Here is a 21,144-nt window from a genome sequence, read left to right as displayed (position 1 = left end):
TTGCCGCAGCCTTGCGCGCGGACGCCTGCGGGTGGTTCGAGCGTCGGCGGTGCCCATCGAGGTCAACGATCTTCAGTGTGTGTCCGTGCCCATCGATGTCTCGCCGCAGTTCCTCGAATTTGATCATCACCGTGTGGTCTACGACGCGAGTGCCGGACAGATCAATGATACCGAGCAAAAACAGGCCATGGTACGAGTTCGCCAACCGCGTGCGCGCGCCGTTGTCGATGTTGGCCGAGCCGCGATCTCCGAGATATCGAGCCTGTTGCGTACAGGACTCAGCTGAGAGACAGGTCAGCCATGGATGCAGAGTCGGGCGAGCCCGACGACGTCGATCGCGGCGCTCGGCCACACGCCAAGCCCGAACACGACGACGGCCAAGCCGGCCAGCACCCACAGCTCTCGGGCGCGAAGGTCGGCGGGGGCGGTGATCACGACCGGCCCCAGGAACACGCGAAACAGCGCACGGATCAGCGCGATGCCGTTGAGGGCCGTCGCGGCGATCATCGAGATCCCAAGCAGGGGGTAGCGCTCGAGCACGCCGTGGACCATGAGGTCTTCGGCGACGAACCCGAGCGAGCCCGGAAACCCAACGCTGGCGACGGCGAAGGCCGCGAACGCCACCGTGAGGCGCGGACAGGACTCGACGAGGCCGCCGAGCTTGGAGATCTTGGTGGTCCCGGTCCGCGCCTGCACGGCCCAGATCGTCAGCGCCAGGCCGGTCACCGCGGTTCCGTAGCAAACCCAGTAGACCACCGCTCCGGCCACGCCTTCGGCCTCGAGCGAGCACAGGCCCACGATCATCAGGCCCGACTGGCTGACGCTCAGCCACCCGATCAGCCGACGCAGGTCGTCTTGGATCAGCCCGAGCACGCCCGCGTACACCGCCGATGCCAACCCGCCCACCGTCAACCACGCGGTCAGGCCGCCAGCGTCACCAGGGAAGAACACGAAGGCCACGCGCACGAACAGGTACGCGCCCGACTGCGAGGCGACCAACAGCACCGTCGATCCCAGCGCGCCATGCTGGGTCATCGCCGGTAGCCACGAGTGCAGGGGCAGCAGCGCCATGCGGAAGAACACCGTCACCAACAGCAACCCCAGCACCGCGTCCACGCTGTGGTGCTGCACCGTCGAGATCACGCGCAGATCGAGCACATCGGAGCCAAGCGTCTGCGTGTCGCCCACCAACATCAGCCCGACCGCGGCGGCCAGCGGCACCGCGCCCGCGAACAACACGAAGCGATGCAGCCGGGTGGTGTCGGGCGCTTCGTGATGCGGCAGCACCGACCTGGCCGGGACCATCAGACCCACGAACGCGATCGCCAGCAGCACCAGATCCAGGCTCGCCAGCATCAGCAGGATCAGCGCCTCGGTCAGCAACAGCGTGACAATGCGCGAGCGCTCGTCGCGAGATCGCGGGGCCCCCACGATCACCGCGAACGCCGTGAGGGCGTTGGTCACAGCCAGCACCGCGCTCAGCGCGTCCAAGCCCAGCAGCGGGCGGTCACCGAACCACCCCAGCGCGAAGCTGGGATCTTCGATCCGCGCACCGCCCCCGCGTCCGACAACCTCGACCAGCGCCAGCGCGAGGGCAACCAACACCACCCCCGAGATCGCGCCGCCGATCTGCCGCGCGCGCAACGGACCGTGCGAGCGGCTGACCCACGCCGCGCCAATTAGCGGCAGCCCGATGATGATCGACAGCCATGGAAACGAGTCGTTCATGCCAGATCCTCGTCGTCGAGTTGCGAGCCAGACAGCGACCCGTGGCCAGGCCGCGGGCGAACCAACAGCTCCGTCACACCACGCTCGAGCCGGGCAGCCCCGTCCGCGAGCGAGAGCAACGGCCAAACCACCAGCACGTCGAGCAGCGAGTCGACCTCGAAGCGCGCGCGAGCCAGGGCGTACAGCCGCAGCCGCTCCTGCTCGGGGACGATCCGCTCGATGTGCTGACCCGTGTGCAGCCGCTGCCCGCCGAGCGCCGCGTCGCGCCGATGCCGATCATCGAGCACCGCCGGGGCTCGCAGCAGCTGAAAGGTCCGCAGGCTGATGTGGCCAAGCAAGTGGATGAGCGCCAGCCAGCGCAGATCCAGGGCGATCCACACGAACACGATGCCGATCTGGGTCGCCGACGCGTAGGTGAGCTGGGTCTTCGCGTCGGTCTGGACCCGGCTGACGATCGTGGCGTGCACGATCGTCGCAAGCCCGACCAGGCCCAGCAGCACCCGCGCGAGCATGGACTCGGCGAACAGCGGCGCGACCCGAAGCAGCAGGTACGCCCCCGCCGCGACCGAGAGCCCGCCGTAGAACAACCCGCTCGACGGCGTTGGCCCCTCCATCGCCCGCGGCAGCCACCCGCCAACCGGGAACGCGCCGGCCTTGCCCATCGCGGCGAGCAAGAACAGCAGCGCGATCAACGTGGCCGCGTGCGGCTCGAGCTGCGCGGTCCCAACCGGCCAGTGCCCGGCCCCAAACGCGGTGTCAAAGTCCGAGGCGTGGGCGTGGTGATGCAAGAGCACGGCGCCTGCGAGCAGGCCAACGTCGCAGCAGCGATAGGTCACGAACGCCCGCAACCCCGCAGCGACCGGCGCTTCGCGGCCGTGGAAGAACGCAATCAAGAAGGTCGAGGTCAACCCGACGAGCTCCCACCCCATGAACAACAGATCGATCGTGCCAGCCTCGAGCAGCAGCAACAGCCCGGCCTCGAACAGCGCGAGCAGCCCAAAGAACCGGCGAAAGCCGGGATCTTGGTGCATGTACGAGACCGAGAAGCGCACCCCGACCAAGGTCAGGGTCGACGCCAGCAGCAGCATCAGCGCGCTCAGGCTGTCGATCGTCAGGCGCGCGGCGAAGCGATAGTGACCGATCTCGAACCAGGGCCCGCGATCCACCACCAACTCGGCCGCGGGTGATCGCCACAGCGATCCCGCCAGCCACACGCAGCCGGCCAGCGCGACCACGCTCGCCGACATCACCACGCCGGACACGACCCGCTCGCTGAGCGGCTTGGTCCGGCTCAGCTCGGCGATCGCCACGAACGCGAACGCGAGCAAGGGCGCGAGCGGCACCGCGATCATGCAGATCGCGCTCAGATCCACGCCGCTCATGACGGGCCCCCCTGCGTGCGAGCGCCAGACGCCGCGAGCATCCGCGCGGGTGGCAGCGGCTCGCGCCGTCCCCCGTAGTACGCCGCCGAGCTCGGGGCCGTTGGCAGCGTGGTTGGCTCGGCGTGGTAGGGCACGAACGCGCCGTCCTCGAACACCTGCATGTCACCCGTCCGCGGGTCCACGCTGACCAGGCCGATCCAGCCCTTGATCACCAACGCTTCGATGATCGGCTGGCGCCCGACGACGCCGAGCAGCGCCTCGGTCGTGGCCTCGACGATCACCAACAGCCGCATCGGCTCGTGGATCTCGGTCATCTGCGTGGTCAGACCCGTGCGCAGATCCCCACAGCTCCCGTTGAGCACGCCGATGTAGCCGCACACGTTGTGCGGCAGCTTGGTCCCCGACCCGAACCGCTCGGGGTCGACCCGCGAGAAGTAGTACTCGAGGTTGATGCCCGAGCCGACCGGCCCGGCGATCAGCAGCAGCCGGTCCAGCACCGCCCCGCTCGGATCGTGCTCGGGATCATAGGAGACCAGGAACGCCCGCCGGTCCAGAAACAGGCCGCGGGTCAGGCTGCGACGGCCGACCAGGCACATCGCGTTGGTGCAGTGGTTGTACTCGGGCCGGGTCTCCCCAAGGTGCGCGCTGCGGCTCTCGACGTGGCGCAGTCCGGCTCGGGTCCCAGCCGACAGCGCGGCCAGCTGAAACTTGCGGGCGCGCTCGTGGCTGTTGCGCGCCCGCGCTTCGTCGAGCAGCGCGCGGGCGCGGGCGAGCTGCGTGGTGTGCGACTCGGGCAGCAGATCCAGATCGAAGAGATCGACCCGATCGGCCGCGGTGTCGTGCTCGCCCGCGACGAACCAGGTGTCGTCTGGGATCTGGATCCCACGCTCGGCGACCTTGGCTCGGACCCGCGGATCATTGGCGAAGATCGCCAGCAACCGCCCGGTCGCGCCGCCGCGTCGCCCACCGCAGGCACCACACTCGTAGGCCGCCGCGTGGGGATTGTTCACGCTGGTCGAGCCGTGCGCCAACAGGAACACCAGCGGCGCGAACGACTCGCGCAAGCCCATGCCCTCGAGCAGCGCGTAGACGTGATCGACCTGCTCCGCGAAGGTGTAGCCACTCGCGAGCCCGCGTGGGCTGGCCTCGCCCGAGTCCGCGTTGGCCAAGCGGGTCCGCGGCGTGGGCAAGGCCAGCGCGCCCAGACCACCCACCACCCGCGCGCTGGTCCGCGGCGCCAACACCCGTACGCTCAGCGGCAACCACGCGAACGGACCGACAAGCAAGCTCGCCAGCGCGCCCCGGACCGCGCTGCGGGTGCCGAAGAAGGTCTGGTGCAGCAGTCGGCCCCAGCGTCGGCGCCGATCCTCGCGGACCTTGCCGAGCGCCGCGTCGCTGGCCTGGGGCCGCTCGACGATCTCGTGGCGCGGGCGCACGCCCGTCGGCGCGAGCGAGACGTGACGACCGCCATCCAGACCCCGGTAGTCAATCGCGAGGCCGAACGACCCAGCCGCGCCAAATGTCTCTGCGCTCGGATCGATCTCCTCGATGTGGCGGCGGAGCGACTCTTCGCGATCGTCGATGCAGGTCACGAACTGCGCGCTGGGTCGGTCCCCACGCTGGGCTGGATCCGCGGGGCGCACCCCGCGAAGCCCATTGAGGATCTCAGTCCGATAGCGGCGCTCGTAGGCCTCCAAGAACACCCGACCGCGCTCGAGCTCGTCAAATGCATCGAGCGCGTCGAGCAGCGCGTCGAGGTCCTCCGGCACGACCGCGTCGAGCTCGGCCGGCGACAGGCCAAGCTTCTGCGCGACCAAGAACAGTCGATACGCCGCGTTCGCGTCTGGGTGCTGCGGCTCGGCCTTGGACGTGCCCCCGCCGGTGACCAGCGCGGCCTGGACCAGACCATACTGCGCCGCCGCCGACTCGACCGCGGCCCACTCGAACACCAGCCGCACCGCGCAAAAATCCACGAGCGAGGTCGGGGGCGCCCACGTGGCGCGCTCGTGCGGGTGCCGCTCGAGCCGGCTGAACATCCCGGCAAACCCCGGCGTGGCCGCCAGCAAGGTCGAGATGTAGTCGTCAAATTGATCGGGCTCGACCCCAAGGCCATCGAGCGCCGCCAGGCAAGCATCAAACGACCCGGCGCCGTCCAGCCCCTCGAGCAAGCGGGCCGCGCGACGGACCCAGCCCTCGACGTGGCCCCGCGCCAACAGCAGCTCGCGCACCACGTTGAAGAAGCCCGCCTCGCGATGGGGCATCGGCCAGTAGGAGAAGCCCTCTTCGAGATACGCCGCCGCCCAGCCAAGCAGCTCGGGCAGCACCTGCTGCCATATGTCGTGGCCCGTGCTGGCCAAGATCGCGTCGCGTGCAGTCTGGACTTGGCTGCGCGCGCGGGTGCTTGGCCGGCGCCCACACGCCCGCGCCAACACCCGACAGGTCTGCCACATCGACCCCGCGACCAACGGCTCGGGATCCCGATCGAGCGCCCCCAGCACTTCATCGATCTCGAGCGGGATCGCGTAGCGCTCGTCCATCCGCTCCGGCACCCCGTTGGGACCCAAGAACCGCAGCGCGAGCTCGGGCGGCGACGCGTTCGACACCACGCCGCGCAGGTAGGTCTGGCCGCGAGCGATCGTCGCCCGCGCGGCGTCCGGCTCCATCGCGCGCAAGCGCCGATCAAACTGCTCCTCGCGGACCCGCCAGCGCAGCGCGGCGCGGGTCGGCACGCTCAGGTCGACCCGCAGCGCCAGACCGTAGAGCGAGCGTCGCGTGCACAGGTCACCGATCCGCTCGGCGGGGTCTTGGCCGGTCTGTACGAAGTAGCGATCGAGCTCGTGGTCGAGCTCCGCAGGCTTGATCCGCCCGCTCGCCAGGTCCTCACGAAACCCCGCCTCGCCCCGATAGACCCGCGCCCCATACTCCGCGTGAGCCGTGCGCAGCGCCTCGTGAAAAGGGAGGTGCGCGAGCGCGTGCAAGGTGTTGTGGTGCACGAACATCTCGAGCGGCGCCTGGTCCGGCAGCAGGTGGACCGCGTGCTCGAGCGCGTGCTCGAGCTGCTCGCAAGCCTGGGTTGGCGCCGGCGCTACGCTCAGCGTCGCGGCACTGGAATGAACAGACACGACCGCGCCCGTGTGGGGCCGTGGGTGGACGGAGCTAGAGCTCGCGTCCGAAGACAGCGACAAAATCGACTGCATGGAGATATCCCTTGTCAGCGGAGCAATGGATCTGCGCGCGGCATTCGTGGAAGGGACCACGGACATGCGCGCGGGCCCGCCACATTGCGGACCAGACACATTCTCGACTCGGTCCCAGCGCGGGCTGGCTCGCATTGGCCAGATCGCATTGAAACGAGCCGCTCAGACGACAGGGGGGCTGCGGCCGCGCGCTTGCACGCCGTGGCCAGACGACAGCCGCTCGCGCTCGTACGCACCAACCCCAACCCGAATGGAGCCGCCCCCGAGCAGGCTGGACCGAGGCCCGCACAGCTGGGTCCGATCGGCGGACGTCTTGGCGCCCTCGCCGTCTTCGCCCTCGCGCGCCTCAGTTGGAACCGCGTCGCCGCCAACCTCGCCGACCCCGGTCCCCCCGGCATCAGCGCATGTGACGACCGCCTGCCCAGGTACCGCGAGCTTCGGGCCCATCACCGGCAGCCAGAGCAACATGCCCAGCAGGACGGCGAGCAGCTTGCTCGAGCGGAAGCCGTAGACAGGCTCGTACATTTTGCCTGCGCGGATACTGGCACGCTCGCAACAACAGTCAAGCGCCCAGCCACCTTGTCCTTCAGATCAATACGACGCTGAGGATCGGTGATCTAGATCACGCAACCTCAGCGAGTTCCAGCAAGAGCTGCGGTTCGCGCAAAACGTGCGCTGTAGATTCCGCGCGCTTCCCGGTACACAAATCCCAAGCCGATGCGGGACAGACGCGGTTCCAGCGGCGAGCGAGCGCTCACCAGCGGAGCTTTCCTCGGGTGAGTTGTTGTAGCCAATCGATAGCTTCTGGAACCCAGCATGCGAGCAGATCAGAGCGACCTCGTCATTGGAATGGACATCGGCTCGACAACGGTGAAGGCCGTCGTCATCAACCGACATTCATACGAAATCCTGTGGAGCGACTATCAGCGCCACCACACCAAACAGCCAGAGAAGGTCCTCGAATTGCTCGAGGCCATATTGGCGGCCCACCCAGAGCTAATCGCAGAGCCCTGCCAGATGTTCTGCACGGGATCCGGCGCCGGCCCAATCGCCGAGCCAACCGGGTCCAAGTTCGTGCAAGAGGTCAACGCGGTCACCCTCGCGGTCGAGCACCTCTACCCCGACGTCCGCGCCGTAATCGAGCTTGGTGGCCAGGACGCGAAGATCATCGTCTTCAAGCAGGACCAAGAAGGCAACCTCACCGCGAATGCGTCGATGAACGACAAGTGCGCCTCGGGTACGGGCGCCACCATCGACAAGTGCATGATCAAGGTCGGCGCCGAGCCGGGCTTCGCTACTAGCCTGCACTTCAGTGATCACGCGCTCCACCACGTCGCGGCCAAATGTGGCGTGTTCGCGGAGACCGACATCGTCAACCTGATCAAGTCGGGCATTCCCAAGGACGAGGTCCTCAACTCGCTGGCCGACGCGATCGTGCTGCAGAACCTCTCGGTGCTCACCCGCGGCAACACGCTCAAGCCGCGGGTCATCCTGCTTGGCGGCCCCAACACCTACCTGCCGTTCTTGCAAGAGTGCTGGAAGAAGCGCATCCCCGAGACCTGGCGCGATCGCGGGTTCGTCCCGCCCGCGGACATGACGATCGACGAGATGATCTTCGTGCCCGACAACGCGGAGCTCTATGCCGCGTTCGGGGCCGCGATCTACGGCATGTCGCTGCCCGACTCGGGCGCGCGCTTCAAGGGCCTCGCGCCCCTGCAAGAGTTCATCAGGAACGGCCGTCGGGCCAAGCTTGGCGACCAGGCCGGGCCGCCGCTGTCGGCCACCACCGACGAGACCGACAGCTTCCGCGAGACCTACACAATCCCCAAGTTCAAGCCGGCCGTGCTCGAGCCGGGTTCGGTGGTTCGCGCGGTGATCGGCCTCGACGGCGGCTCGACCTCGTCCAAGGCCGTGCTCGTGCGCGAAGACGGCGAGATCGTCGCCAAGGCCTACCAGCTGTCCAAGGGCAACCCAATCGTCGACGCCAAGGATCTGCTGCGATCCCTGCGTGACCAGGTGCACGCCCAGGGCGCCACAATCGAGTGCCTGGGCCTTGGCGCGACCGGCTACGCGGCCGACGTGCTCGAAGAGGTCGCGCTCGCCGACGTCAACATCGTCGAGACCGTCGCCCACATGATGAGCGCGGTCCACTTCTTCGGCGACGTCGACGTGATCTGCGACATCGGCGGGCAGGACATCAAGGTCCTGTTCATGCGCAACGGCGACATCCAGGGCTTCAAGCTCAGCAACTCGTGCAGCGCCGGCAACGGCATGTTGCTGCAGGCAATGGCCGATCAGTTTGGCATCCCGATCACCGAGTACGCCGAGAACGCCTTCGAGGCCTCGCTCGCGCCCAAGTTCTCTTATGGGTGCGCGGTGTTCCTCGACACCGATCGGGTCAACTTTCAAAAAGAGGGGTTTCAGAAGCAAGAGCTGCTCGCCGGCCTTGCCCAAGTCTTGCCCAAGAACGTGTGGCAATACGTGGTCCAGATCCCGCGCATGGCCTCGCTCGGGCGCAAATTCGTGCTGCAAGGTGGCACCCAGTACAACCTGGCCGCCGTCAAAGCCCAGGTCGACTACATCAAAGAGCGGGTCCCCGACGCCGAGGTGTTCGTCCACCCGCACACGGGTGAGGCCGGGGCGATCGGCGCCGCGATGGAGTGTCTGCGCCGCTACGAGCGGACCAAGACCACCCGCTTCATCGGCATCGAAGCCACGCTTGGGCTCGAGTTCACCACCCAAAACGACGAGTCCACCACCTGCCACTTCTGCCCAAACGAGTGCAGCCGCACCTTCATCGACACCAAGCGCCCCGACGGCAGCCTGTCGCGCTACATCTCGGGCTTCTCGTGTGAAAAGGGCACCGTAGAGAGCCAAGAGGCCATGCTCGAGGTCGTGCGCGCGAAGAAGGCGATCGCGTCGCAGTACCCCAACATGGTCACCTACGAGGCAAAGAAGGCGTTCATGCACTTCTACGACACCTCGCCAATGCCCGCGGCTGGGACCATGATCGACGACGTCGAGGTCACCGCCGGCGTCCTCAAGATCGAGCGTCGCAAGATCCGCCGCCCGTTCCAGCGCTCAGACGCCCACGAGCGGCTCCGGCGGGTCCGCATTGGCATGCCGCGGGTGCTCAACTTCTACTCGACCGCGCCGTTTTTCCGGGCCTACTTCGAGGCCCTCGGCGTGCCCAAGCAAAACGTCGTGTTCAGCGACGTCACCGACGACACCCTGTGGACCGAGGGCGGCCGCTACGGCTCGATCGATCCCTGCTTCCCGGCCAAGGTCTGCCAGGCCCACATCCACAACCTGCTGTTTCACAAGCACCTGCCCGACAAGCAGCGGCCGCTCAATTTCATCTACTTCCCGGTCAAGACCTTCATCCCCGGGTTCATCATCGACACCCACAACAACGGCGTGTGCCCAATCGTCGCTGGCACCCCCAACGTGATGCGGGCCGCGTTCACCAAAGAGCTGGATTTCTTCGCGGTTCGGGACATCGAGTACGTCGATGACCCGATCAACATGGAAGAGCAGAACTTCCTCAAGAAGAACCTGTTCGACACCTGGGGTCCGCGCCTGGGCATCACCCAAGACGAGAGCGACTTTGCCTGCCGCCAGGGCTTTGCCGCGCTCGACGCCTTCAACGCCGACATGGAGCACAAGGGCCAGGCGATCCTCGACACCGCCGAGGCCGAGAACTCCATCGCAATCTTGGTGCTCGCCCGCCCCTACCACGGTGATCCCGGCATTGGTCACTCGATCCCCGAAGAGTTTCAGGCGCTCGGGTACCCAATCCTGAGCATTCGCTCGATCCCCAAGAGCCGCGAATACCTGGATCGCTACTATAAAAAGGAGCTCGACAACGGCGACATTGGCTCGCCGCTCGAGATCAGCCACGTGTGGCCCGAGAACTACCTGGCCAACAGCGCCCAGCGGGTCTGGGCGGCCAACTTCGCGGCCCACCACCCCAACGTGGCGATCCTGGATCTGAGCAGCTTCAAGTGTGGCAGCGACGCGCCCACTTATGGGCTCGTGGACTCGATCATCCAGGCCGCCAAGGTCCCCGCCGCCGCGCTGCACGACCTCGACGCCAACAAGCCCGGCGGCTCGATCAAGATCCGGGTCAAGACCTACACCCACTCGCTCTCGCTCCACAAAGAGCGGCTCGAAGACGCCTCCGCCAAGCGCGAGCAGCTCCTGCAGTCGATCGAGAACAAGCGCATGGAGCTGCTCGAGCTCAAGCAAGAGCAGCTGCGCAAGATGCAGCGCCGCGACCCCGGCATTGACGAGGCGCTCGAGGCCGTGCGCAAGCGGGTCCGCGAGTACGTGCCCAAGCCCGCGGTCCAGACCGGCCAGCGCTTGCTCTCCAAGGCCAAGAACTTGGTCCAGATCCGCCTGGGTCGTCGGGACAAGTCCGAGTCCGTCGCCCCCTGACAAATCTTCTCTCCCACCGCTTCACGCAGCCACCCACTTCTACTTCGCAGCTCGCCCTGCCAGCACAGGGCCACCACAGGATCCCGATGAACGACGTCATTTCGCACAAGCTCCCGATCTACGGCCAGTCGCAGATCGCAGACATCGAAAAAGAGCTCGCCGAGTTCGAGCAGCAAGAGCGCCAGCGGCTTGGCCTGGAAGACACCAAGTTCTGGACCGACGAGATGGTTGATCTTGGCTTCACCAAGTCGGAGAAGGCCAAGATCACCATGCTGCTTGGCGGCCTCACCGTCGCGCAAGACATGTTGATCGAAGCCGCGGTCAAGGCCGTTGGCTACAACATCCTGGCCCTGGATCGGCCCGACAACGAGTCGCTGCGGCTCGGCAAAGAGTTTGGCAATCGCGCCCAGTGCAACCCCACGTACTACACCGTTGGCAACCTGGTGAAGTACCTGACCGCCCTGCGCGACGAGAAGGGCATGGCCACCCAGGACATCATCGACAAGTTCGTGTTCTTCACGGCTGGGTCGTGCGGTCCGTGCCGGTTTGGCATGTACGCAACCGAGTACCGCAAGGCCCTGCGCGACGCCGGCTTTGACGGATTCCGCGTCATGCTGTTCCAAGAAAAGGGCGGCGTGGATCAGGCCACCGGTGAAGACAGCGGCCTCGACATGAGCCCCAAATTCTTCGCCGCGATCATTCGTGGCTTGCTGATCGGCGACGTGATCAACGGCCTTGGCTACCGCATTCGCCCTTACGAGCGCGTGCCCGGGGCCACCAACATCGCGCTCGAGCAGGCCAAGAAGGTCTGCTACGACGCCTTCACCGACAAAAAGCCGCTGATCCCCGCGCTCCACAAGGCCAAGAAGATCATGGCCTCGGTCGAGGTCGACCACATGAAGGTCCGGCCCTTCGTTGGCATCACCGGTGAGTTCTGGGCCATGACCACCGAGGGCGACGGCAACTACTACATGCAGCGCTTCCTCGAGCAGGAGGGTGCGGAGGTCAAGATCCAGTTCGTGACCGAGTGGCTGCTCTACAACATCTGGGAAGAGGTCGCCGACCTCGAGCAGCGCGAGCTGCTGCGCGAGCACGACCCCCAGAGCGGCCTCGAAGAGAAGGGCCGGTTTGGCGCGTTCAAGAAGCGCAGCCTGCTATGGATGGCCCAGCAGGCCGTGCGCGCCGGGTGGACCACCTACTCGGAGATCATGGGCTACCACGACTACCACCTGCACAGCGTCGCCCACGGAACCGAGACCGCCAAGGGCTTCTACAGCTCCGAGCTGCGCGGCGGCGAGGGCCACATGGAGGTCGCCAACACGATCAGCAACTTCGTGGATCGCAAGACCAACATGACCTTGAGCGTCAAGCCCTTCGGCTGCATGCCCAGCTCGGGCATCAGCGACGGCGTGCAGTCCGTGGTCGCCGAGCGCTACCCCGGCACGATCTTCTGCGCCGTCGAGACCAGCGGCGACGGGGCCGTGAACTTCTACTCGCGCGTGCAGATGTTCTTGTTCAAGGCCCAAAAGGCCGCCGAGAAGGAGCTCGAGAGCGCGCTCGAGGACTGCGAGCTCACCCTCGATCAGGTCAACGACTATATTGCGAAGACCCCGAAGTTCAGCGACACGCTGTACTTTCCCACGCAGCGAAAGATCGCCGCGTGCAAGGCCGCGCGCATGGTCTATGACGTCCGTGATCACATGAACACCACCGCGTGGGAGCGGGGGGTGAACAAGGCTCGCAAGCTCGCGGATGACGCGGTTGGGTTTGCCAACGCCACCCGCGAGGCCTCGCCTGCGCTGGCGCGGGGGGCCAAGGTGGTCGCGCGCGAGCTTGGCGAAGAGGCGGTGCTGCAACTTCAGCAGCGGGTGCCGCTCGAGAAGCTGCCGGTGATCGGCTCGCGCTTCGCGGCGCGCTCGGTTCACTGATTAGCGGTTGGGTGGTCTACGCGGCTCTCGGCGCTCGCCGGGGGCCGCGAGCTTTTGGGAGGCGCGAAGACACGATAGCTCTAATGTTGTTGATCCGCAGTTTCCAGAGCCACATGGAACGCAGCACTCACCGTCGGCGGGCCGCATTTCGTCAGGCCTCCTGCGTCGCTCACTGGCTTGGGTGGGCTGGTGTGCTGCTGACTGGCTGTGGTGACGGTGACACGACTGATGAACTACCCAAGCCAGCGACTCCACCACGCATCTACGCTGGCGCCTCCAAGGCCTGCGCTGTCATCGAGGACACGAAGCTCCGATGTTGGGGCCGCAACGACCATGGTCGACTCGGTTTTGGCCTTCCAGGGTCCGCTTATGGTGACGACGAGTTCGCGTCCACCGTGCCGCTGCTCGACCTCGGTCAGCGGATCACCGACATGTCGCTTCGGACCTCTGTGGCATGCCTCACCCTCGCGGACGGGAGCGCGCGCTGCTGGGGCGGTGGTGCCGTTGGCAAATTGGGATTTCCATGGACCGGATGGCTCGGCGACGACGAGACGCTACTCGCCGGTCCGCTACTCGACTTCGGTGCCGACCGCGTCGTTCAGATCGTGACAGGCTCCGATCACGCCTGCGCGCTCCTCGAGACCGGCGATGTCAAGTGCTGGGGCAGTGGCGCGGCGGGAGCCACTGGTTACGCCTGGACGGAAAATCTGGCTCACGAGAGCGGTGAGCTGCCAAAGGATCTCCGGCGCGTGGATGTTGGAGGTTCAGTTCGTGCGCTCGCGGCGGGCTCGGATCAAACCTGTGCAATTTTGGAAGGTGGCCGCCTCCGCTGCTGGGGGGCTGCCGGCTTTGGACTGCTGGGACTCGGCGTTGATGTCGACTCAATCCGTGACGACGAGACCCCAGCCTCGGTCGACCCGATCCAGCTCGCTGGTGGCCCGGTCGTACACGTCGCCGCGCAGGGGCGTCTAATACGCTTGTTGTTCGACGGCGATGTGACCGAACTCGAGGTGATCACCAAGCAACCCACTCGACACTCTTGGGCGTGTGTTCGCGGTCGACATCATGACCTGCCCGCTTTGCCGAGGTGCGATGCGCTTGGTGAAGAACGCCAACAAGCCCGACGAGATCGCGGGTGTGCTCACCGACTTGGGCCTCGGTCCTCGGCCGCCACCGCGGCCGAGGCCCGCCCCAACTGGCCAGCTCGAACTCGACTTTGCCGCGTGAACGACACGACCCTGACCAGGCCGTGGTCGAGCCGTGACTTGGGCTCAGGGACCAAGGCAGGCCCGGCGCGAGACCGCGCCGAACGGGGTGAAGTTGGGAGCCTCTTCGCCACCCGACCGGGCCAGGGCCCACTGCGCCTGCCTATCCGCACGCTGAAATGAGCGTTGCGCAGTTCACGTACCCGACCTCCATCGCATGTTCTATCCGCTCGGCGCGAGGACTTTGACCTCTGTTCGGACAGGGCGCCTCCGCGACCAAGGCCAGCCCCAGCTGGCCAGCTCGAACTCGACTTCGCGGCCTGACCGACCCGATTCTGCTCGAGTTGTGATCGTCGAGCCGTGCCTCGGGTGCACGGGGCCGGCTTAGTTCGGGGCGACATCGCGCCGAACGGGTGACCCGTCTGCGATGCCCCTCGCCGCCAGACGAGTATGCCAAGCGCGGGACATGCGCGTTGTTCAGGCACCCTGCGACCCGCATCGGATGTCTCATCCGTCGTCATCGGCGCGCGTCATTGGCGCGTCATAGAATCACTCGACTGTCATTGTATGGACGCGATGTCATAAATTTCTTGCGATAGTCCGAACGAAAGAGTACAGGTCGAGGCATGGATCAGAGTCCCCCGTGGGAGCACTTCGACCAGTGGCGACACGCCCGAGCCGACCTCTTGGACCTCCTTGAGGAAGCTGTCCGTGTCCGCGACGGCGTCATCGACGACCTCACCCACCCGTACGATGACGCGCTCAGCCAGGGCGTCGCGTTCTACGTCCGCTGGCGCGGCACCCTTCGTGACCTCTCCCGGACCCACGAGTACATCGACGAGGTCCACTTTCAGCGTGGCGTGTTCGCGGTTCACGGCCTTCCCATCCGTCTCTACCGAGCCGACGCCGACACAGATCCGCCGGCGCGAGTGCTGGATGTCTCCTCCCAGGAGCGCGCCGTCCAGCAGATGCTGTTCGCGTTGGAGTACCTGAAGGAGGACAAGATTGAGAGCGACCTTCCCGACGCGCGTCTTCGGATCCGAACGATCCCGGATGAAGACAACCGCATCGCGGAGTTCGTCTTCGAGGAACTCGACTCCTTTGGAGAGATGATCTGGAAGTGGTCCATCCGGGCGGAGAACGTTCCTGTCATCCTCGCCAACGCCGCCACGCACATCCGCGAGCCGGTTCGACAGGAAACTCCAAAGGTTGGACTTCGCCTGGTAGACGACGAGTCGGCCGCCGATGACGAAGACTGACCCAACTTTCTCAGGACGCCGTCTCCGCATAGCTCGACTTCTCGCCACACACTCCCAGTCCTCGCTGGCGAAGGCTGTGTATCTCGATCAGAGTCTCGTCTCCCGTCTGGAGAAGGGGACACGGGAAGCAACGCCCGTCGTTGCTGCTGCGCTTGCTGAGTGCCTTGGTGTGACCCCCAATTTCTTCTACACGGATCTCCCTGGCGAGTTCTACGAGGAGGAGGTTCACTTTCGGCACCGAAACCGAATGGCCGTCGCCGAGAAGAACAAGGCCCTCGCCCACAGCACCCTGTTCGCCGAGTTCGTGGACTTCCTGGACCGGCATCTCGACCTGCCGCCGGACAACGTACCAACGCGCGCAGTGAACGCTGTTGAAGACATCGAACGCGCGGCCGAAGCCTGCCGGATGAAGTGGGGCCTGGGCCTCGACCGTCCCATCGACAACATGATCAGGTCGCTGGAGAACGCCGGCGTGATGGTCTTGATGGTGGAGGGGTATGTCGCCAAGGTCGATGCCTTCTCGGCAATTGGTCCAACGGGCCGCAAGCTCGTCGTGCTGAATCGAAAGGACAGCGGGTCCAGGACGGTCTTCAACGCGGCGCACGAGCTTGGGCACCTCGTGATTCACGAGGGGGTCGAGACCGGCGACCGCGAGACCGAAAGGCAAGCGGACCGCTTCGCAAGCGCCTACCTCATGCCACGGGCCGGTTTCGTGAAGGAGTTCCCACGAACGAGTCGCATCAACTGGACGGCACTGTTGAAGCTCAAGGCGCGATGGCGCGTGAGTCTTCAAGCGATGGTCCGTCGCGCCTACGACCTGGCGCTGATTTCCGCCGTGCAGTACCAGAGGTTCTACAAGGCAATTTCGGCGAAAGGATGGCGCAAGGCTGAACCAGGCGAGTTCCCCATCACGGGACCTGAGGTGGTCCATGCGGCGCTCGCTGTTCTCCAAACCAGGATGAACCTGGGGTTCGACGATCTTGCCAGCACGTTGTCGGTGAGCCGCCAGAAGCTGTCCGAGATCACGGGCATCGACGCGCCGGATGGACAACCCCCGGATGAACCCGGCAAGGTTGTCTCCTTCGTAGCCGCGAAAGAGGCGCGGCGACGAGCGTAGTCGAGGCCGCGGCCGAGGTCGGTGCCGGCTCGTCCTGGCACCGACCATGTCGGGGTTCCTGGTCCAAGTCGGGATGGCTCGCATACAGATTGGCGCGCCACCCGTGATCACACTGTGAGGTCGAGATGGGAGAGAATCGACGACAGCACTACGTTCCGAAGTTCTACCTGAGCAAGTTCGGAGCGGGGTCAAGGCAGGTTGACCTGCTCAACTTGTCCAGCGGGCAACTCGTGCGCGGCGCCAGCATCAAGGGCCAGTGCTATCGAAACAACTTCTATGGCGCCGATGGTGAACTCGAACGGGCATTCGCAACTCACGAAGCTCAACTCGCCCCGATCTTTCGACGCGTCCACGAAGACCCTTGGATCCCGCAACGCAACACGGAGGACTGGGTTTCAGTGATGACCTTCATCGCCATGCAGCACAACCGAACACAAGCCGCCGCGACGCTCACGGACGAGATGTTCGACGAAAGTACTCGACAGTTGTTGGCGGAGGATGGTCGTTTCGATGAGGCGACGTTGTCGGCGATGCGCGTGAAGGCAACCAATCCCGTTCAGATTTCGCTGTCGTCGGCGCTAGACGCCGCGATGGGGTTGGATGATCTTCAGCCGCTGTTGCTGACCGCAGCTAACCCATCCTTCGTGACCTCCGATCATCCCGTCGCGCTCTACAACACCTACGCCGAATCGGTGACGTGGGCTGGCGTGACCGGGGTCCTATGCTCGGGTCTCCAGGTGTTCTACCCGCTGACACCCTCATGTTGCCTTCTGCTATACGACGGAAAGGTCTACGGGGTCACCCCGAAACGGGCTATGCTGCCAGTCACGTCGTCCGATGCCGAGCAGATCAACAAGGTCATCGCTAGCCAGGCGGGACGCAACATCTACTTCGGACCGTGGTTTGGAGACGAGGAGGCACACTCCCTTGCTCGAGCCGTGGCGCGCGTCCGTTTGTCCCCTAGGATCAAATTCGAGAAGGCGGACGAAGTGCTAGAGCAGCCCCGAGCGAACGGAATTCGGCGAGTTCTGATGCACATGTTCTTCCCGGTGCCGGTCGTTCGCCCGAAGTTGAGCATGATCCGACTCCGCAAGCGCGCGGAGAAAACTCCGATCCACGAGCGGGGATCGCAGTGGCGCAAGCACCTTCGTCCGCGAGGTATTGAACCTTGCGCCCCGCTGGAGCCAGGCACCTTCCGCGTCCGCCGGCCGTGACTCGTTCGCGGTCGAGATGGTCACGTTGCGCGATGACCGATCACGAGCGCTTCGTTGGCAACAACCTCGGTGGAGACGCCGCTGAAGATCCGCGCCCATTCGCCGCCGATAGACGCTGGGCTCGAGTTCAGCCTGGCCTTGAGAATGTCGTCGCCCATGTTCGTTACCAGCAGTTGGATGTCGCTCGGTCGACAGCGCAGCGGGGCGGCCGTGAGATCATGTCGAGCAACACGTTCTGGGCGACATCGTCAGCCAGGTCGCCAGCACCGAGCCTGCTGGCGTAGACTTGCGCCCAGCCCGTAGGTCTCGAAGTGGAGCATCGAACGGAGGTCCGAACGTCAGAACTTGGCCGACCTACATACCGCGCTGACCTCGTGCCGTTGCTGGCTTTTCGTGCCAGGCTTCAACCCAAGCTGACCTCCTGCGTGCCTTCGGCGCATGTGCTGCCAGCGTGCTGTGTCCCTGCACGCCGAGGCTCCTTCTTGCTCGCTATCCACGTGACCTGGTACAGCTACCTTTCGGCCATCCCGTGCACTGATGCAGATCACCCGCAACACCACCGCGATGGTCGCAGGCGTCAACGCCCAGACCGACGCCGACGCCCGGCAATGGTGCGTCGTCGTCGTCAAGGGCACCTTCAAGACCAGCCCAAGCGGCGCGCTGCAGCTTGCCAGCGAGCAGCGCCCGCTGGTCGAGACCGACGAGCACTACGGCGATCCCGAGCAGACCCCGCTTCGATACGAGAACGACTTCGCCCTGCACAAGCCGCTGACGGACGTGCTGGTGGTCGGCATTGCCGTCGCGCCGGGTCGGGTGCCCGTGCAAGAGCTGCTCGTCCGGCTCGAGGTCGCGGGTCGGGCCAAGGACGTGCTCGTGATCGGCGAGCGCCGCTTTGTCCACGTCGCGGGTGAGCTGCGAATCTCGCCCCCTGTGCCCTTCGTCGAGCTGCCACTGCGCTTCGATCGCGCCTTTGGTGGGCTCGACGCTCCGCGCGGTCCGGCATCCATTCAAGCCGAGCGAAGAAATCTCAGCGGCGTCGGCTTCTCGGTCGCACCGCGCGGCTCGAGGCTCGACGGCGCCCCGCTCCCCAACCTCGAAGACCCACGTGCGCGCATCACCGCCGCGTCCGACAGGCCCGCGCCCGTCGGCTTCGGCCACGTGGGTCGGTCCTCGCTGCCCAGGCTGTCCTACGCAGGGACCTTTGACGAGACCTGGAAGCGAGACCGTCGGCCGTTTCTACCGGCAGACTTCAACCCGCGGTTTTTTCAGTCGGCGCCGGAAGATCAGCAACACCCACGGCTGCGCGACGGCGAGCTCATTCGATGCTTGCACATGGCTGACGACGCCGTCGTTCAATACATTGTCCCAAGTCTCGACATACCCGTGCGAGCGGTCTACGCCAATCGCAGCGTCGTGCTGCGGCCCGAGCTCGACACGATCGTCCTCGAGCCGCACCTGGCTCTCGCAACGCTGACCTGGCGCGCGCGGACCCCCTTGCCTCGCAAGCCCTCACACCTACGGGAGATCTGGATCGGTCCAACGCCATCCGGCGAGCCAATCGATTTCCGTGACGGCCGCCCCGTGTTCACACGTCTCGGTGACGCGACCTCGTGGCTCGCCAAGCAGGCCACGCAGGAGGGCTCGTGAGCCGGTGTTTCGTTCGGACCACGGGGCTCGTCTGCCCGGTTGGACTCACGGCCCCGACCGCCTGCGCCGCGATTCGTTGTGCCCTCAATGTGGCGCAGGAGCTCGACTTTGAAGACGAACAGGGCGAGCCCTACTACGCCTCGATGATGCCGGACCTCGAGCCTGGGCTCAGCGGCCGCGAGCGAGTGCTCGCGCTGCTCGCTCGAACCTTGAATCAGGCCGTCGCGCCCGCGCGCTACGGCCGGCCCGTCGCCGTCTTTGTGGTGCTGCCAAGCTCGTTCGCCAACGCCGATCTCTCGCGCGTGCTCCCGAACCTGGTGGGGCGCTTCGAGTCACCCGTCGCACTCGATGCCTCACGCGTGTTTGTTGGCGGCCCGGTGACCAGCTTCGAGGCGCTCGCGCATGCCCAGGCCGTGCTGGCCACGGGTCAGGTCGCGGGCTGCGTCGTCGCGGCCGCGGACTCGTTTGTCAGTCCACTGCGCTTGCTCGAGCTCGAGCGCGTGGGTCGTCTGCGCCGCCCTCATGACCCCGACGGCGTGATTCCGGGCGAGGCCGCGGCGTGTCTGCTGCTGGATCGCTACCCCGAGCGCGCGCTCGCCTGCCTTGGCGCGCCCGGCTTCGGCCTCGAGCCGGCGACGCTATGGAATGACGAGCCGCATCGCGGCGACGGCCTCCTCGAAGCTGCCACCAACGCGCTCGCTGCTTGCGGCTATGATCTCGCCGACATGGACACCCGGATCAGCGACGCCGCCGGCGAGAGCTTTGACTTCAACGAGCAAGCGCTGTTGGTGTCGCGGCGGCTCGAGCGGCGCAAGCACAGCTTCCCGCTGTTGCTGCCGGGCGGCGTGCTGGGTGAGATCGGCGTCGCGGGTCCGCTCTGCGGGGTGGCCAAGGCCGTCGCAACCTACCAGCGCCGCTACGCAGCGGGCCCAAGGACAATTGTGTTCGCCCGCGACCACCACGGCCCGCGCGGCGCCGTGATCGTCGAATCGACCCAGGGAGGTCAACAATGAGCAAGGTCTACGCCAACTCGATGGAGATCGCCGCCAAGGCCCAAGCTGGCAAGTCTGTCGCCGCCGTCCCCGACGTCTGCCTGAGCCCGCCTGCCGCCCCCGCTGGCCCCGTGCCCGTCCCGTACGCCAACACCTCCCACGCCCGGGACATGAAGGGCGGCAGCAAGCGGGTCAAGATCGGCGGCAAGCCGGTCATGCTCGCCGACCAGAGCTACTACGCCACCAAGCCGTTGGGCAACGAGGCCGCGACCAAGCCCTTGGGCGGCAGCCTGCTCACGCACACGATCACCGGCAAGACCTACTTTGGCGCCTGGTCGACCGACGTGATGTTCGAGAGTTTGGGTGTCTGTCGCCATCTGGATCTGACGACCTCCAACCACGCCAGCTATCCCGGGAGCACGCCGCCGTGGCTCAATACCGCGACCCTGGACATGGTCAAGGCCGCCGAGAAGGCGATTGCGAAGAATCTGTGCGGGTGCTGCAAGAAGCCAAAACATGCCACGGGTGAGCCGATGAGTCGGGACGAGTGGTACGAGGCCGAGATCGAAGCGAGGGCGACTGCCGGGAACTGGAGTCCATACCAGCGCTACGTGGAGAAACAGGCATATCGGGCGCTCATCAGGGACGCGATGACCCGGCAGGGGTGTGCCTGCGTGGGTAAGACCAAGGTTTTGCCAAATCCACCCTGCGATGTCTTTTATGCTCGTCACCCCAAGGGTTCAACGGAGCGGGACACGCAGAGGAAGGACATCAAGGATAGCTGGGACGGGTTCCGCGCGCGCTACCAGTTTCAGCAAGGCTTGCCCGCTCCCGAGTTTCACCGCCCGCAGCTCGAACGCCAACTCGGAAGGCCACTGAGCGACTCTGAGTTCAACCAGGCACGGAAGTCAAACCACCTCACGCCCAAGACCGCGGGCGGGTGCCCGACCGGCAAGAACAATCTGCAGTTGAATGCGAAGCTCTGCCACGCCTGTCAAAACATCGACGCTCGATTTAACCGCTTCCAGACATAGACAC

General features: G+C 65.7%; 15 protein-coding genes and 1 pseudogene. 11 read left to right on the top strand and 5 right to left on the bottom strand.

Features of this window, described 5'->3' with window-relative positions:
- The first annotated feature begins 49 nt into the window (after nt 1-49).
- Nucleotides 50-286 carry a hypothetical protein gene (locus DB30_RS04470; protein ID WP_153258225.1) on the top strand — a complete coding sequence of 79 codons (237 nt, stop codon included), beginning with the start codon at nt 50-52 and terminating at the stop codon, nt 284-286.
- Between the two features lie 8 nt (nt 287-294).
- Here the strand turns inward: DB30_RS04470 and DB30_RS04465 are convergent, their stop codons facing one another.
- The 4 genes from DB30_RS04465 to DB30_RS04450 all read right to left on the bottom strand — a co-directional run bounded on the left by DB30_RS04465 (nt 295) and on the right by DB30_RS04450 (nt 6,832).
- Nucleotides 295-1,728 (bottom strand): proton-conducting transporter transmembrane domain-containing protein, encoded by a 1,434-nt coding sequence (locus DB30_RS04465; protein WP_052546723.1) that lies wholly within the window; start codon nt 1,726-1,728, stop codon nt 295-297.
- Nucleotides 1,725-3,110, bottom strand: a complete 1,386-nt coding sequence (locus DB30_RS04460) for a proton-conducting transporter transmembrane domain-containing protein (protein ID WP_052546722.1) — start codon at nt 3,108-3,110, stop codon at nt 1,725-1,727. Before DB30_RS04460 ends, DB30_RS04465 begins: the two co-directional genes overlap by 4 nt.
- Nucleotides 3,107-6,232 (bottom strand): putative inorganic carbon transporter subunit DabA, encoded by a 3,126-nt coding sequence (locus DB30_RS04455; protein WP_052546721.1) that lies wholly within the window; start codon nt 6,230-6,232, stop codon nt 3,107-3,109. Before DB30_RS04455 ends, DB30_RS04460 begins: the two co-directional genes overlap by 4 nt.
- Before the next feature lie 237 nt (nt 6,233-6,469).
- Nucleotides 6,470-6,832, bottom strand: coding sequence for a hypothetical protein (locus DB30_RS04450; RefSeq protein WP_052546720.1), 363 nt, complete (start codon nt 6,830-6,832; stop codon nt 6,470-6,472).
- Between the two features lie 291 nt (nt 6,833-7,123).
- On the opposite strand from DB30_RS04450, the gene DB30_RS04445 reads away from it, so the two are divergent.
- From DB30_RS04445 to DB30_RS04420, 7 genes and pseudogenes are all read left to right on the top strand, one after another.
- Nucleotides 7,124-10,744: a BadF/BadG/BcrA/BcrD ATPase family protein gene (locus DB30_RS04445; RefSeq protein WP_146658028.1), complete on the top strand. Its 3,621-nt coding sequence runs from the start codon at nt 7,124-7,126 to the stop codon at nt 10,742-10,744.
- An 86-nt stretch (nt 10,745-10,830) separates the two neighbouring features.
- Complete coding sequence (locus tag DB30_RS04440; protein WP_205632909.1) at nt 10,831-12,672, top strand: 2-hydroxyglutaryl-CoA dehydratase; 1,842 nt, start codon at nt 10,831-10,833, stop codon at nt 12,670-12,672.
- 83 nt (nt 12,673-12,755) lie between these two features.
- Complete coding sequence (locus tag DB30_RS43020) at nt 12,756-14,060, top strand: RCC1 domain-containing protein (protein WP_146658027.1); 1,305 nt, start codon at nt 12,756-12,758, stop codon at nt 14,058-14,060.
- 443 nt (nt 14,061-14,503) lie between these two features.
- Nucleotides 14,504-15,136 (top strand): hypothetical protein, encoded by a 633-nt coding sequence (locus tag DB30_RS04430; protein WP_052546718.1) that lies wholly within the window; start codon nt 14,504-14,506, stop codon nt 15,134-15,136.
- Nucleotides 15,123-15,308 (top strand): annotated as a pseudogene (locus tag DB30_RS43015) (helix-turn-helix domain-containing protein); the annotation flags it as partial. The gene DB30_RS04430 and the pseudogene DB30_RS43015, both read left to right, overlap by 14 nt.
- 75 nt (nt 15,309-15,383) lie before the next feature.
- On the top strand, nt 15,384-16,253 hold the full coding sequence (locus DB30_RS04425; RefSeq protein ID WP_240480163.1) for an ImmA/IrrE family metallo-endopeptidase: 870 nt from the start codon (nt 15,384-15,386) through the stop codon (nt 16,251-16,253).
- Between the two features lie 125 nt (nt 16,254-16,378).
- Nucleotides 16,379-17,467, top strand: a complete 1,089-nt coding sequence (locus tag DB30_RS04420; protein WP_052546716.1) for a DUF4238 domain-containing protein — start codon at nt 16,379-16,381, stop codon at nt 17,465-17,467.
- A 20-nt stretch (nt 17,468-17,487) separates the two neighbouring features.
- Here the strand turns inward: DB30_RS04420 and DB30_RS04415 are convergent, their stop codons facing one another.
- Nucleotides 17,488-17,625 carry a hypothetical protein gene (locus DB30_RS04415; RefSeq protein WP_153258221.1) on the bottom strand — a complete coding sequence of 46 codons (138 nt, stop codon included), beginning with the start codon at nt 17,623-17,625 and terminating at the stop codon, nt 17,488-17,490.
- 379 nt (nt 17,626-18,004) lie between these two features.
- Between DB30_RS04415 and DB30_RS04410 the strand changes: the two genes are divergently transcribed.
- The 3 genes from DB30_RS04410 to DB30_RS04400 are packed head-to-tail and all read left to right on the top strand — an operon-like array spanning nt 18,005 to nt 21,140.
- On the top strand, nt 18,005-19,114 hold the full coding sequence (locus DB30_RS04410) for a DUF2169 family type VI secretion system accessory protein (protein ID WP_052546715.1): 1,110 nt from the start codon (nt 18,005-18,007) through the stop codon (nt 19,112-19,114).
- A complete protein-coding gene (locus DB30_RS04405) occupies nt 19,111-20,127 on the top strand; it encodes a hypothetical protein (RefSeq protein ID WP_146658025.1) in 1,017 nt (338 codons plus the stop codon). The genes DB30_RS04410 and DB30_RS04405 overlap by 4 nt, the downstream gene beginning before the upstream one ends.
- A complete protein-coding gene (locus DB30_RS04400) occupies nt 20,124-21,140 on the top strand; it encodes a PAAR-like domain-containing protein (RefSeq protein ID WP_052546713.1) in 1,017 nt (338 codons plus the stop codon). Before DB30_RS04405 ends, DB30_RS04400 begins: the two co-directional genes overlap by 4 nt.
- The last annotated feature ends 4 nt before the right edge of the window (nt 21,141-21,144 follow it).

It is taken from the genome of Enhygromyxa salina (genome assembly GCF_000737335.2).
GTDB classification, from domain to species: domain Bacteria; phylum Myxococcota_A; class Polyangia; order Nannocystales; family Nannocystaceae; genus Plesiocystis; species Plesiocystis salina_C.
This window is presented reverse-complemented; position numbering and strand designations above follow the sequence as displayed.

Excerpts from the sequence above, each read along its gene's own strand:
- DB30_RS04465 (WP_052546723.1), bottom strand. The coding sequence starts at position 1,728 with ATGAACGACTCGTTTCCATGGCTGTCGATCATCATCGGGCTGCCGCTA.
- DB30_RS04460 (WP_052546722.1), bottom strand. The coding sequence starts at position 3,110 with ATGAGCGGCGTGGATCTGAGCGCGATCTGCATGATCGCGGTGCCGCTC.
- DB30_RS04450 (WP_052546720.1), bottom strand. The coding sequence starts at position 6,832 with ATGTACGAGCCTGTCTACGGCTTCCGCTCGAGCAAGCTGCTCGCCGTC.
- DB30_RS04445 (WP_146658028.1), top strand. The coding sequence starts at position 7,124 with ATGCGAGCAGATCAGAGCGACCTCGTCATTGGAATGGACATCGGCTCG.
- DB30_RS04440 (WP_205632909.1), top strand. The coding sequence starts at position 10,831 with ATGAACGACGTCATTTCGCACAAGCTCCCGATCTACGGCCAGTCGCAG.
- DB30_RS43020 (WP_146658027.1), top strand. The coding sequence starts at position 12,756 with ATGTTGTTGATCCGCAGTTTCCAGAGCCACATGGAACGCAGCACTCAC.
- DB30_RS04430 (WP_052546718.1), top strand. The coding sequence starts at position 14,504 with ATGGATCAGAGTCCCCCGTGGGAGCACTTCGACCAGTGGCGACACGCC.
- DB30_RS04425 (WP_240480163.1), top strand. The coding sequence starts at position 15,384 with ATGGCCGTCGCCGAGAAGAACAAGGCCCTCGCCCACAGCACCCTGTTC.
- DB30_RS04420 (WP_052546716.1), top strand. The coding sequence starts at position 16,379 with ATGGGAGAGAATCGACGACAGCACTACGTTCCGAAGTTCTACCTGAGC.
- DB30_RS04415 (WP_153258221.1), bottom strand. The coding sequence starts at position 17,625 with ATGGGCGACGACATTCTCAAGGCCAGGCTGAACTCGAGCCCAGCGTCT.
- DB30_RS04410 (WP_052546715.1), top strand. The coding sequence starts at position 18,005 with ATGCAGATCACCCGCAACACCACCGCGATGGTCGCAGGCGTCAACGCC.
- DB30_RS04400 (WP_052546713.1), top strand. The coding sequence starts at position 20,124 with ATGAGCAAGGTCTACGCCAACTCGATGGAGATCGCCGCCAAGGCCCAA.